We start from the raw sequence: 12525 nt of genomic DNA, 5'->3' as shown, positions 1-12525 counted from the left end.
AAGTCATTGGCAATAGAGATGAATAAAGCCATGGTCGCTTCCCCAACCTCTGTGGATAACCTGTTCTTATAAATATGGAGTGATCATGACACCGCATGTGATGAAACGAGATGGCTGTAAAGTGCCGTTTAAATCAGAGCGCATCAAAGAAGCCATTCTGCGTGCAGCTAAAGCAGCGGGAGTCGATGACGCAGATTACTGTGCCACCGTCGCAGAAGTCGTTAGTAGCCTGATGAATGAGCGCAGCCAGGTCGATATCAACGAGATCCAGACAGCGGTAGAAAACCAGCTGATGTCTGGCCCGTACAAACAACTCGCCCGTGCGTACATCGAATATCGCCACGACCGTGATATCCAGCGTGAAAAACGTGGCCGTCTGAACCAGGAAATTCGTGGTCTGGTTGAGCAAACCAACTCTGCTCTGCTGAACGAAAACGCCAACAAAGACAGCAAAGTGATCCCGACCCAGCGCGATCTGCTGGCCGGTATCGTCGCCAAACACTATGCGCGCCAACACCTGCTGCCGCGTGATGTCGTTCAGGCGCACGAGCGTGGTGATATTCACTATCACGATCTCGACTACTCGCCGTTCTTCCCGATGTTTAACTGCATGCTGATCGACCTGAAAGGCATGCTGACGCAGGGCTTTAAGATGGGTAACGCGGAGATTGAGCCGCCAAAATCCATCTCTACCGCGACCGCCGTGACCGCGCAGATTATCGCGCAGGTTGCCAGCCATATTTATGGCGGTACTACCATTAACCGTATTGATGAAGTTCTCGCGCCGTTCGTGACCGAGAGCTTTAATAAACATCGCAAGACCGCTGAAGAATGGCAGATCCCGGACGCTGACGGTTATGCCCATTCCCGTACCGAAAAAGAGTGCTACGACGCATTCCAGTCCCTTGAGTATGAAGTGAACACCCTGCATACCGCCAACGGTCAGACGCCGTTCGTCACCTTTGGTTTTGGCCTGGGCACCAGTTGGGAATCGCGTTTGATCCAGCAGTCTATTCTGCGTAACCGCATTGCTGGCCTCGGTAAAAACCGTAAAACCGCCGTGTTCCCGAAACTGGTGTTCGCGATTCGCGATGGTCTGAACCACAAGTTTGGCGATCCGAACTACGACATCAAGCAGTTGGCGCTGGAATGCGCGAGCAAGCGTATGTACCCGGACATCCTGAACTACGATCAGGTGGTCAAAGTCACCGGTTCGTTCAAAACGCCAATGGGCTGCCGCAGCTTCCTCGGCGTGTGGGAAAACGAGAACGGCGAACAGGTTCACGATGGTCGCAACAACCTCGGCGTTATCAGCCTCAACCTGCCGCGTATCGCGCTGGAAGCCCATGGCGATGAAGCCACCTTCTGGAAACTGCTCGACGACCGTCTGGTGCTGGCGCGTAAAGCGCTAATGACACGTATCGCGCGTCTGGAAGGCGTAAAAGCCCGCGTTGCGCCCATTCTGTACATGGAAGGTGCCTGCGGCGTGCGTCTGAAAGCGGACGATGACGTGTCTGAGATCTTTAAAAATGGTCGCGCCTCTATCTCTCTGGGCTACATCGGCATTCATGAGACCATCAACGCGCTGTTTGGCGACAAACATGTCTATGACAGCGAGCAACTGCGCGCCAAAGGTATCGCCATTGTGGAACGTCTGCGTCAGGCGGTCGATCAGTGGAAAGACGAGACCGGCTATGGCTTTAGCCTGTACAGCACGCCGAGTGAAAACCTGTGTGACCGCTTCTGCCGTCTGGATACCGCCGAGTTTGGCGTGGTGCCGGGCGTAACCGACAAAGGTTACTACACCAACAGCTTCCACCTCGACGTGGAGAAAAAGGTGAACCCGTACGACAAGATCGATTTCGAAGCGCCATACCCGCCGCTGGCGAGCGGGGGCTTCATTTGCTACGGCGAGTACCCGAATATTCAGCACAACCTGAAAGCGCTGGAAGACGTTTGGGATTACAGCTATCAGCACGTGCCGTATTACGGTACCAACACGCCAATCGATGAATGCTACGAGTGCGGCTTTACCGGTGAGTTCGAGTGCACCAGTAAAGGCTTCACCTGCCCGAAATGTGGTAACCACGACGCCGCGCGCGTGTCGGTCACCCGCCGCGTGTGCGGTTATTTAGGCAGTCCGGACGCACGTCCGTTTAACGCCGGTAAGCAGGAAGAAGTGAAGCGCCGCGTTAAGCATTTAGGCAATGGGCAGATAGGTTAATATCCGTTTGCAAAGGCCGTAGGCCTGATAAGACGCAATCGCGTCGCCATCAGGCATCACAATGTTGCCGGATGCGGTGCAAGCACCTTATCCGGCCTACATGCTTTCTGGACATCCTCTATGCGCTACCATCAATACTATCCTGTCGATATCGTCAACGGCCCAGGAACCCGATGCACCCTGTTTGTGTCAGGGTGCGTACACGAATGCCCCGGTTGCTATAACAAAAGCACCTGGCGGCTCAATTCCGGCGAGCCGTTTACCAAAGAGATGGAAGATAAGATCATTGCCGATCTGAACGACACGCGTATTCACCGTCAGGGAATTTCGCTGTCGGGCGGCGATCCGCTGCATCCGCAAAACGTGCCGGATATTCTGCAACTGGTACAACGTATTCGCGCTGAGTGTCCGGGGAAAGATATCTGGGTGTGGACCGGCTACAAGCTCGATGAACTCAACGCCGCACAGATGCAGGTGGTGGATCTCATCAACGTGCTGGTTGATGGCAAATTTGTGCAGGACCTCAAAGACCCGGCGCTGATCTGGCGCGGTAGCAGCAACCAGGTCGTGCATCATTTGCGATAAAATCACTCAGGAGAGGCGTGTTCACAGCCTCTCCGTCCATTTACTCATTCGCGATTGCGCTTTACCACGGGCATCAATGGCACGCCCATCCGGCAGCCAGCGCTCCGCTTCCCCTTTCAGTATCCCCTTTTCGTAACAGAGACGCTGGGCAAGCGAGCCGTCCGGATAGAACTGTTCGCTGAGTTGGTGACGCAACCCCTGACTCCACTGCTCACGCTGCTGTAGCTGCCCGGAAGGATAAAAGCTGCGGCATTCGCCGTGCAGCAGGCCGTCAAGCCACTGCTCTTCTCGCAGTAGCTCGCCGTTTTCCGAGAAGTAACGAGCAATACCGTCCGGCCTGCCCTCACGATACGCCTGCTGCATAGCTAGCTGACCGTTAGGATGCCAGCGCTCCATTACCCCATGCAGCGCCCCCTGTTGATATCGCAAAACTGCCAGCAGGCGTCCGTTCTCTTCAATTCGCGTCTCACCGTTTAGCTGGTCGTTCGCAAGATTTGCCCGTAGCAGGGTGTTATCCAGGTGATATTCCTGCGTATCGCTCATCAGTTAATCTTCACCAGGCCACCTTTAATCATCAGCATCCCGCCACCATCCACCGTTTGGGTCGCGCTGGCTTTGCTGGTGAGCGTGGCTTTTGCTTCGTGGCTGATGGTTGCGGCTTTCTGGGTCAGCGAGGCTTTCGCTTCACTGACTATGCTGGTGGCATCCAGCTTCATGCTGCCCGACGCGCTGGCGTTAAGACTCGACCCGCTCTTGATGTCCAACGTTTTACCGCTCTCGAGAGTTAGCGTACCGCTGACCTTAATCGTCAGGTTGCCATCGACGTTCAGCGTGTAGTTGCCCTTTACCTTATGCGTCTCGTTGCCGTCGATGACGTGCTCCTGATCGCCTTTCACCGTCACGCTGCGCTTCTCTTTTACCTCCAGTGTGTCGCTGCCTTTTTCGATTTTCACCGCACGATTGCTTTTTTTAGGGTGACGGTTTCGTTGCCCTCTTCAACGGTACGCGTGCGGTCGTTTTTGACGTTCTGAATGTCGTCATGGCTGATAGTCGTTTTGCTGTCGTTAAGAACGGTAAGCTGGAAGTCTTTTTGCGCCTGCATCGCCAGCAGCTCGGCATCTTTTTTGTCGTCGAAGCGTAGTTCGTTGAAGCCTTTTTCACTTTTGGTTTTAATGCCCGACTGGGTCTGGTTCGCCGGAAGTGCGTACGGCAGCGCATTCGCGCCGTTGTAGACGCAGCCGGTAATCAGCGGTTTATCCGGGTCGCCGTCGATAAAGCTCACCACCACTTCCTGACCGATGCGCGGGATAAACTGCGCGCCGAAGCCGTTGCCGCTCCACGCCGTCGCCACCCGCAGCCAGCAGGAGCTGGTTTCGTCGCTTTTGCCCTCTCTGTCCCATGGGAACTGCACCTTCACCCGACCAAGTTTGTCGGTCCAGATCTCCTCGCCGCTTTTACCCACCACCGTCGCCGTTTGCGTATGCATAAAGGGCTGTGGCGTCACGGCGAGGGGGCGATACGGCGTGGCCTTTGGTATAGCAGTGAAGCGGTTGCGATAGCGTTCACCGTCGTACTCGTGGCTAACGGCGGTGATTAGCCAGTCGATGTTCAGAGATTTGTCGTCATGATCGGTTAGCGTAAACCAGTGCCCGGCCATCAACGCCGCGCAGTCGCTTTCACCGACCAGCTGTTTCGCCTGCGCTTTCAGGGCGTTAACCTTCCACGCCGTCAGCGCGTCGCCTTCGGCTTTAACGCTAAAACGCCCCGGATGCTGATACTGCATACCGCCCTTCTTCTCACCGGCCTGGGCAAACAGCGCCGCTTTTGGCTGCTCGTAGTTATAGTCGCTGCTCTGGAACCCTTGGGCGGTGGCCTGCAAGTGCAACTGTGCCGAACGAATCATGCCGGTTTCCCGCTCGCCGCTTGCTGCGGCCTGATACTTGACCTTTTTCTCGCCGGGAATGGGTGGGAAGGCGCTGTTATCATCCACCAACATCAGCGTGTGCTTACCCTGCGCATGAGTGAAGAACCAGAAAATTCCCTCCTGCTCCAGCAATCGCGAAATAAAATTAAAATCACTTTCGTTATATTGCAGGCAATATTCGCGTTTTGCCGGTTTGGTTTTGAGCTGGAATTTATAGTCGCTAAAACCGCCGTCTTTAAACACCTTCTCGACAATTTCCTGCGCGCTGAGGTTCTGAAACACGCGGTTGTTACTGGCAAGCGTCAGCCACCACAGCCACGGGCGCAGCACAAACTGGTAGCGATCGGCGTTAGCGGTGGCGGGGAGCTGGTGCGCCTCGGCAATCAGCCCGTCGTAGTCGGCGTTGTTGATCGTCGTTGTCAGATGAGTTGCCAGCGTGCTGTCGAGGGTTAACGGCGCGGTGGTAGCCGCAGCAACGGTGGCGGTGGTCAGGCCGTTAAGCTGTGATTCGTTGTACGCGGTGGCGGCGGTAAGACCGGTTAGCGCCGGGGCGGTGAGTTTGATGATGGTGGAATCTGACATGGGAAATTCCTTTTATATTTGTAGAGTACGTAATGCCCGGTGGCGCTACGCTTACGCGGGCCTACTGAATATGCAGCCTTTGTAGGCCGGATAAGGCGAAGCCACCATCCGGCGGTTCTGCATTCAAAATAACGTGATTACAGATCATTTAAAGACACCTTTATTCGCTTTCCACCTTCACGCTCGTCGGCAATGCGGGTAAGTTCGGCGTCTTCTGCCAGCTCCAGAAGATAGGCATAAACCGCAGGCGGCACGCAGTAGAACGCAGGCTCATTGCGGTTCAAAATCGCCACCGCTTCACCCTCCCCGGCGTTTACCGTTCCCATTGGGTTACGTTTCAGATCGGTAATGCTGGCAGCGGTTTTGGTCAGGATATAAAATGGCATGGTTTTTTCCTCTTTAGTGAGGTTTTAGTATAGGCCATAAAAGATCCTTTAAAAGTACCATTAAAGGCATCTTAATAGTATTAAGAATTACCCTCGCCCAATCTGTATATTTTGTTTGCTGTTGGTTTTAGAGAACACAATGAAGTCATTCACTACAGTTAAAGTAGCTGATTATATTAATTCCTCATTAAACTATGCAGCAAAACACCCTTTACTTATATGTGCAGCACTACCTTCATGATGTTTATATATCCCATTAGGGATAATAACTGCGTCACCAAGTCTACTCAAAGAAGGTACATCGAGGATCATTACAGATGTGTTTATTTGAAAAAATTCAATAGATAAAGATTCAGGGCATGGAAATGGGCAATATGGATTTCCCATTGCTCCTAATGGAGAACCATAATGGGTTAAGCTTGTCGGCACAGGTACATATTTTGAAGCGTCATAATTTGCAGTTACCTTATAAAGGAATTTCATCCCGGGATTTGCTTTAACATGTTTAAATACTCTCTCTTCAAAATCATACATAAAAGGATGATTAGTACCGTCAATAAGCGTAACAAGGTTTCTTGCATCCCCCCCGTCACCACCTAATTTCATGCCTATCATATGGCCTCTCTGGTGATGATAAGGGCATCCACCATTAATAAAACCAGGTGGTTTTATTTTTTGATCAGCTGTAGAACCTTTATCCATATTATTATAAGCTAAAATAGCTTCAGCAGTATAAGGCAGATCCATCCCTCGAATATTTGTTGATGTATATGTTGGTGTTAAAGGCATAATAGCTCCTATTCATTTTTACCCATCACTTCCCCAACCACCAGATTCTCAACATCCCTGGCTCCGGCGCCCTTACATTTCTCCATAACCCTTTCTACCAACCCATCCTCCATATTTAATTTCTCCCCCGTCGCCACAAAATACCGCTGAGCTAATTTCTCCAGCTTCGCCAGCACAATGCCTTTTAATATTTTTTCATCCAATGCCCGATAGACCACCGTGGTCATCCGCGCTAAAAACGCCGGGCGGAAATGTTTTAATAACTCCTCACGCAATGCCTCGTTAAAGTGTTCGCTCTTTAATTCACTAACCGGCGTGTCGAGAATTAACTCCGCGCCGACGTTGCTGGTTGCCAGCATTACCGTATTTTTAAAATCGACAATCAGCCCGGTGCCGTCTTCCATTACCCCTTTGTCGAAAACGTTATAAAACGCCTCCAGCACGTCCGGGTGCGCTTTTTCGATTTCGTCGAGCAGCACCACCGAATAAGGCCGACGGCGCACGGCTTCGGTTAACGCCCCGCCGCTGCCATAACCGACGTAGCCCGGCGGCGCGCCTTTGAGCTGGCTGACGGTATGCGCCTCCTGATATTCCGACAGGTTAATGGTGATCAGATTGCGTTCGCCGCCGTACAAAGCATCGGCCAGCGCATAGGCGGTTTCGGTTTTACCCACGCCGGTTGGCCCCACCAGCAGAAACACGCCGACCGGTTTTTGCGGGTCGGTCAGACCGCTGCGATAGGCGCGCAGACGTTGGGCAATGGTCTCCAGCGCCGCCTGCTGACCCATTACCCGCTCGCTCATGCGTGCAACCAGCGTACGCAGGGCGTGGGCTTCATCGGTCTGCATCTGGCCGATTGGGATCCCGGTCCAGCCGCTGATCACCGAAGCCACCGTGGCGGGATCGACGCAGTCCGGCACCAGCGGCACTTCGTCACGTAGCTGGGCAGCGGCGGTTTCCAGTTTGCCGATCAGCGCGGCGCACTCCACCAGTTCCTCTTCCAGTTCATCATCCTCTTCCAGCCGCACGCTGAGATCCAGCATTCGCTGACGGGCGGCCTGTAGCTCGCCGACCCGCTGGCGCTCGTCCTGCCAGCGCTCCTCCACCTCCCGCGCCTGCTGGTGGAGTTTTTCCGCCTGCGCTTCCAGTTCACACAGCCTGTCGTGATGATCGACGCCCACCAGCAGCTCACGATTCAGACGTTCGCTCTCTTCTTCAATGGCCGCCAGATGCTGACGGATCTCCTCAAGCTGAGGCGGCACGTCATGCTGCGCCAGCGCCACCCGCGCGCAGGCGGTGTCGAGCACGCTGATCGCTTTGTCCGGCAACTGGCGACCAGAGATATAGCGCTGCGAGAGGCGCACCGCCTCGCGGATCGCCGTATCCAGAATTTGCACGCCGTGATGCGCCTCCAGTTTATCGGCCACCGCCCGCAGCATGATTACCGCGCTGTTCTCGTCCGGTTCCTCGATCTGGATACGCTGAAAACGCCGGTCCAGCGCCGGATCTTTCTCGAAATATTTTTTGTACTCCTGCCAGGTGGTGGCGGCGATGGTACGCAGTTCACCACGTGCCAGCGCCGGTTTCAGCAGGTTGGCGGCATCATTCCCCCCCTCGGCGCCGCCCGCGCCAATCAGCGTGTGGGCTTCGTCGATAAATAAAATGATCGGCTGCGGGGATTTTTTAACGGCGTCAATGACGCCTTTTAGTCGCTGCTCAAATTCACCTTTCACGCCCGCTCCCGCCTGCAACAAGCCAAGATCGAGCGCCAGTAGAGCGACATCACGCAACGGCGGAGGCACGCTGGCTTCGGCGATGCGCAGCGCCAGCCCTTCGGCGACGGCGGTTTTGCCCACACCTGGCGCACCCACCAGGATCGGGTTGTTCTGCCTGCGACGCAGCAGGATGTCGATACACTGGCGGATCTCCGCGTCGCGCCCGATGATCGGATCGATCCGCCCTTCCCGCGCGTCACGCGTCAGATCGTGCGTATATTGATCCAGAACCCCGCCTTCACGCTTCGGGGATTCGCCCTTGTCAGGGTCTGCAGCCTCCTCAACGGAGTTGCGACACCAGTTCTGCCACTGGCTTTCCAGCTCCGCAGCCGGAAGCTGTAACAATAGTGGCATTCCCTGCGCCAACTGGGTACGCAGCCGTTCTCGGGTGAGTAAGGTCAGGAGCAATAAGGCCGAACGAACCAGAGGAATACGCTGGAACGTCGCCTGCAAAATCGCCCCTTCCAGTAGCTCTATCAGGTGTACGGAAAACACCGGCATCCGCGTACAGCCCGTTTTGAACTGCGCCTGAGCACGCTGGATCTCTTCACGTAACGTATCGGTGGAGATCGCCGCGTTGCTCAGGCAATACGCTAAATCACAGTGTTCATCATCCAGTAAAGCCAGCAGCATATGCTCCGGCTCAACGAACCAGTGTCCCTGCGCCCGGCTGCGTTCGGCGGCCTGTTCCAGCGCACGAAAACAAATTGGGTTCAGTCGTTTTACCAGCGCTTTCAAATCCATTTACTGTTCTCCTCAAGATGCTGTTGGCAATGGAACATGGCGGGCTTGCGCCCTGCCAGTTGCGCGGTATAACCCAGACGCGGCGGTGCAGCGCGGGTTAAGCGATGATCCAGAGTCAGGGTTGCGCGCATCATCAATTCCAGCGTTATTCCCGCGCCAAACCAGATTTCCGCTAATTTGCTCAGTTGAATACCCCGTCCGCCAGGTAAAAATGTTCGCCACTGCGCGGCATTTTCCGCACGCAGATGCACCCGTAGCGCCGCATGCTGATTCCATATTCGCCGACCGGCGACGCTATTGCGCCCCAGCCGACACCCGGTCCGGCTTTGAGACGCCAGCGGCAAGGATTGCCAGCGCCCGATAAACTCCTCAATATGGACGGTGATACCGAGCGATGCCGCCACCAGCGCCACAAATCCCGCCGTTGAACGCCGACGATTCGCCAGCCCGCTGCTTTGCGACAGCAGACGCTGTAGCTGCCCAGACTGAGGCTTTTTTACGGCATCCAGAGCAAAACCACACAGCACCCGCATCAACGTAAACCCCGGCGCATCTTCTCGCCTGGCGTAAGGCGTTGCCAGCCGATACAGGCTCAGGCTATGGCAGTGATGTTGAATCAAGCGCTGTTGAAACAGATGAATAAAGTCCTGCGACGCGCTGTTTTTATCCTGCGCCGCCTGTTGCAGCCATTCCAGCCAGCCGTAGGGAAGCACCCCATCGGCTCCGCCCGGCCCCAGGCTGTGGACCTGAAGGGTACCGTCGCGCAGCGACACCTCCGCAGGCGTGAACGCCAGCCCCAGTTCCCCCCGCAGCGCGGGCGTTTCACCGCTCGCCCGTAAGATGCGGATACACTGCTCGAGCGAAAAGCGCCACGGCTCGCGCCGCAATTGGGCGATTACGCTATCAGCGCGGTCTGTTCGGCTTCTGTCCATAGCGACAGTTCCTCTCCATCTTCCTGCAATACCGTACGAACAAAGCAGTTCGCGGTGGCATTGCGAGCCAGAAAACGGGCGATGATGCCGGCAAATAGCAGTCGGCTATTGCCAGTAAATGATTGTTGTTCAAGAGTTAACGTCACCCGAATGCCGTTATGCCAGCCGCGCCAGGCATCACCACCCCGATGCTCACTGACCCGTTGGCAACGCATCTCGCGAATACCATTAATCTGTTGCCAGACGGCGGGTGACGCGGCGGAAGGGGCGTACAGCGCCAGCAGCTCTTTCAGCGACGCCAGCGCCATCTCGCCTTCCACCAGCGACAGGTGATTGAGCGCCAGCGAGGAAAGCAACTTCCAGCGCGTGTCCCGCTGTAATGCTGGCTCAGAAGGCGTGGTCGGCGTACCCAGTAAATGTACTTGCGCAACCGGGCCCGGCACTTCGAAGGTCAATGGCGTTCCCGCTGTAAGTTGTGCGGCTTGCTCACCGTTGCTGCACCAGAGCGTTGCCGTCAGACTGGTTTCTTCATCCGCCACATACGGGTCAAAACGGCTGTCCACCAGCGTTAGCCACAGCGCATTCCCCTGGTGGCGGTGACGCCGTGCATACCAGAACCAGCGGGCCTCGCTATGCCCCTGGGCTGAGTAGTACGCAGGAACGCGCCAGGCTTTCTCACGGCGACTCATCCACAGCGCCTGTACGCGGTAGATGTGCACATTTTTGTCATGATGATCGGCGACCAGCCGATGTTCGCTCTGGGTATGTTCGACAAACAGCGGCTCTGAGGTGCGAGTGAAAAGGTTTATTACCGGCACGCAGCCCAGACGAATATCGCCAGGTTTAATATGCTGTGCTGCCTGTGGAGCATTGTCGAAAGGGATACACACCGTGATACTGTCGCCCTCGCCCGTCGACGGCAGCGGTAAATCAAAATACATCAGCGTCTGCGGACAGTTCATCCAGGCACTGAGCGCCAGCACGCTGGACTCTACGCCCGGTTCGCTGGGCAAAATCTTTTCGGCATTCAGCAGGCCAATGGGATGTGGGCGCAGCGGCCCAATGACATGGGCGTATAACAAATCAAACAGCGTGGCATTGATTTGCGGCGAACCGCTGAGATGAATGCGCAACTGTGTTACCGCCAACGTTGAGAACTGATGCGGCGGCAGGCAACGTAGCTGAATACGCAATGCGCCACGCGCCTGCGCCATTCCGCTCAACTGCCGGGCCTGTGCGGCATCACACCAGTCAACATTTTCAATCTCGATAGGCCATAGCGTTTGCGCCAATGCCGTGCGCCACCAGACCGTTTCTCCACTTTCCGTTTGCGCGTATAACGGCGTTCCGGCAGGAAGCATGTAGCCCTGACTCAGATCGCCCGCCAGCGGATCGGCGGTAAAACAAGCGGTTGCGCAAGAAGGAAAAGGGCGTAACAAATGGGGAGAGAGCTGTTCCAGTAGCGAGTCGCATAGCTCACCAAAGCCGTCATCAAGACGCTGATGCAGCCTGGCGCTTTGCAACGCAAAGCCTTCCAGAAGTCGCTCAACATGGGGATCCGGGCAATCGAATTCACTCAGCCGCAGTCGGGAAGCAACATGCGGATGCCGACGAGCGAATTCACCGCTGGCGGTTCGCAGCCATCGTAGCTCTTGCAGATAATCATCAAGCAATCGATCGTCCATTGATCTCCCCTGATACGGGTTATCGCCAACCGCCATTTTGGTACGCCAGCTCCAGCGTTAGCGGTTCGTCGTCGTTCCACAGCATCGCGTCAAGTTGCAGCGCCAGCGTCTGATGATGGGCATCTTTTACGCTCACGATCAGCGCCTGAATCCGGGGCTCATGGCGCAAAATAACAGCGCGCAGCTGACGGCAATACCAACGCAGCACCCGTTCATCGCCTGCGTTCAGCCCGTGCCATTCCGGGACGCCCCAGGCAAGCAGCACCGGCAATGTGTCAGCATCTTCTGCCGCACGGGAGTTGAACAGTCTTCTCAACTCCCGGCAAACCGACTCACGCGGCGTAATGTCCTCATCCATCAGTCTGTCGAGCAGCGCGACGGGTAGTGACATGGGCATTACCTCAAGTTACGGTTTCTTATTCATCGCCATATCCCAGACGGAAGAGACGTTACCCTCTTTCTGACCTCCCAGTTTCTGAGCGGTGATTTCCCATTTAATTTTGGTGAAGTTCAGCGACATCGTTTCCACCGGTTTGCCACCGGAACCGCCGCTCACGCTCAGATGCGAGATAACCACGTTATCCAGGGTATACACGATAAATGGCAGCATTTTGCCGTCATCATTCCGACATAACGTCAGTACAGCCTCTTTAATCATCTTCCCACTACAGCAGTACTCGTTAAGCTTCGGCGTGGAAAGGTCGACAAACTTGGTCAGCGACATTTCCCCCACGTGCGCCCGTCCGGAGGTGCGTTCGGTGTTACTGACGTCGTTGGTGACCTGCATTGCGACGTTATGGCTGTAGGACATGATCTCTATCTGATCTTTAAATCCATCAACCTGACTTTCGCCTTTGATATCGTCGAGCTTTAAAAAAATTGCATCCATGGTTTATCTC

10 protein-coding genes and 1 pseudogene are annotated in these 12525 nt (G+C 55.2%); 2 read left to right on the top strand and 9 right to left on the bottom strand.

The genetic code is table 11. The features are described 5' to 3' along the window. Positions 1–85: 85 nt before the first annotated feature. Complete coding sequence (gene nrdD, locus FDX09_RS02865; RefSeq protein ID WP_038636715.1) at positions 86–2224, top strand: anaerobic ribonucleoside-triphosphate reductase; 2139 nt, start codon at positions 86–88, stop codon at positions 2222–2224. Between the two features lie 120 nt (positions 2225–2344). Further along, positions 2345–2809 (top strand): anaerobic ribonucleoside-triphosphate reductase-activating protein, encoded by a 465-nt coding sequence (gene nrdG / locus FDX09_RS02860; RefSeq protein ID WP_069324767.1) that lies wholly within the window; start codon positions 2345–2347, stop codon positions 2807–2809. Between the two features lie 21 nt (positions 2810–2830). Here the strand turns inward: nrdG and FDX09_RS02855 are convergent, their stop codons facing one another. The 9 genes and pseudogenes from FDX09_RS02855 to FDX09_RS02815 form a co-directional block, all read right to left on the bottom strand. Then, a complete protein-coding gene (locus FDX09_RS02855) occupies positions 2831–3352 on the bottom strand; it encodes a toxin-antitoxin system YwqK family antitoxin (protein WP_085048414.1) in 522 nt (173 codons plus the stop codon). Beyond that, positions 3352–5315, bottom strand: a pseudogene (tssI, locus tag FDX09_RS02850) (type VI secretion system tip protein TssI/VgrG). Before tssI ends, FDX09_RS02855 begins: the two are co-directional and overlap by 1 nt. Before the next feature lie 137 nt (positions 5316–5452). After that, positions 5453–5701, bottom strand: coding sequence for a plasmid stabilization protein (locus FDX09_RS02845; RefSeq protein WP_087857466.1), 249 nt, complete (start codon positions 5699–5701; stop codon positions 5453–5455). Positions 5702–5893: 192 nt separating this feature from the next. Next, entirely contained in the window at positions 5894–6490 is a 597-nt protein-coding gene (locus FDX09_RS02840; protein WP_137346759.1) for a DNA/RNA non-specific endonuclease, read from the bottom strand. A gap of 8 nt (positions 6491–6498) precedes the next feature. Continuing rightward, positions 6499–9009 carry a type VI secretion system ATPase TssH gene (gene tssH / locus FDX09_RS02835; protein ID WP_087857468.1) on the bottom strand — a complete coding sequence of 837 codons (2511 nt, stop codon included), beginning with the start codon at positions 9007–9009 and terminating at the stop codon, positions 6499–6501. Then, a complete protein-coding gene (locus FDX09_RS02830; protein WP_137346758.1) occupies positions 9000–9941 on the bottom strand; it encodes a type VI secretion system baseplate subunit TssG in 942 nt (313 codons plus the stop codon). Before FDX09_RS02830 ends, tssH begins: the two co-directional genes overlap by 10 nt. Continuing rightward, complete coding sequence (gene tssF / locus FDX09_RS02825; protein ID WP_137346757.1) at positions 9905–11626, bottom strand: type VI secretion system baseplate subunit TssF; 1722 nt, start codon at positions 11624–11626, stop codon at positions 9905–9907. Before tssF ends, FDX09_RS02830 begins: the two co-directional genes overlap by 37 nt. 19 nt (positions 11627–11645) lie before the next feature. Next, entirely contained in the window at positions 11646–12023 is a 378-nt protein-coding gene (gene tssE, locus FDX09_RS02820) for a type VI secretion system baseplate subunit TssE (protein WP_085048419.1), read from the bottom strand. A 9-nt stretch (positions 12024–12032) separates the two neighbouring features. Continuing rightward, positions 12033–12515: an Hcp family type VI secretion system effector gene (locus tag FDX09_RS02815; RefSeq protein WP_137346756.1), complete on the bottom strand. Its 483-nt coding sequence runs from the start codon at positions 12513–12515 to the stop codon at positions 12033–12035. Between the last annotated feature and the right edge of the window lie 10 nt (positions 12516–12525).

The sequence above is a fragment of the Citrobacter sp. wls717 genome (genome assembly GCF_005280955.1).
In the GTDB taxonomy this organism is placed as follows: domain Bacteria; phylum Pseudomonadota; class Gammaproteobacteria; order Enterobacterales; family Enterobacteriaceae; genus Citrobacter; species Citrobacter werkmanii.
This window is presented reverse-complemented; position numbering and strand designations above follow the sequence as displayed.

Coding starts and splice junctions, on each gene's coding strand:
- FDX09_RS02845 (WP_087857466.1), bottom strand. CDS start 5,701: ATGCCATTTTATATCCTGACCAAAACCGCTGCCAGCATTACCGATCTG.
- tssH (WP_087857468.1), bottom strand. CDS start 9,009: ATGGATTTGAAAGCGCTGGTAAAACGACTGAACCCAATTTGTTTTCGT.
- nrdG (WP_069324767.1), top strand. CDS start 2,345: ATGCGCTACCATCAATACTATCCTGTCGATATCGTCAACGGCCCAGGA.
- FDX09_RS02830 (WP_137346758.1), bottom strand. CDS start 9,941: ATGGACAGAAGCCGAACAGACCGCGCTGATAGCGTAATCGCCCAATTG.
- tssF (WP_137346757.1), bottom strand. CDS start 11,626: ATGGACGATCGATTGCTTGATGATTATCTGCAAGAGCTACGATGGCTG.
- nrdD (WP_038636715.1), top strand. CDS start 86: ATGACACCGCATGTGATGAAACGAGATGGCTGTAAAGTGCCGTTTAAA.
- FDX09_RS02855 (WP_085048414.1), bottom strand. CDS start 3,352: ATGAGCGATACGCAGGAATATCACCTGGATAACACCCTGCTACGGGCA.
- FDX09_RS02840 (WP_137346759.1), bottom strand. CDS start 6,490: ATGCCTTTAACACCAACATATACATCAACAAATATTCGAGGGATGGAT.
- FDX09_RS02815 (WP_137346756.1), bottom strand. CDS start 12,515: ATGGATGCAATTTTTTTAAAGCTCGACGATATCAAAGGCGAAAGTCAG.
- tssE (WP_085048419.1), bottom strand. CDS start 12,023: ATGCCCATGTCACTACCCGTCGCGCTGCTCGACAGACTGATGGATGAG.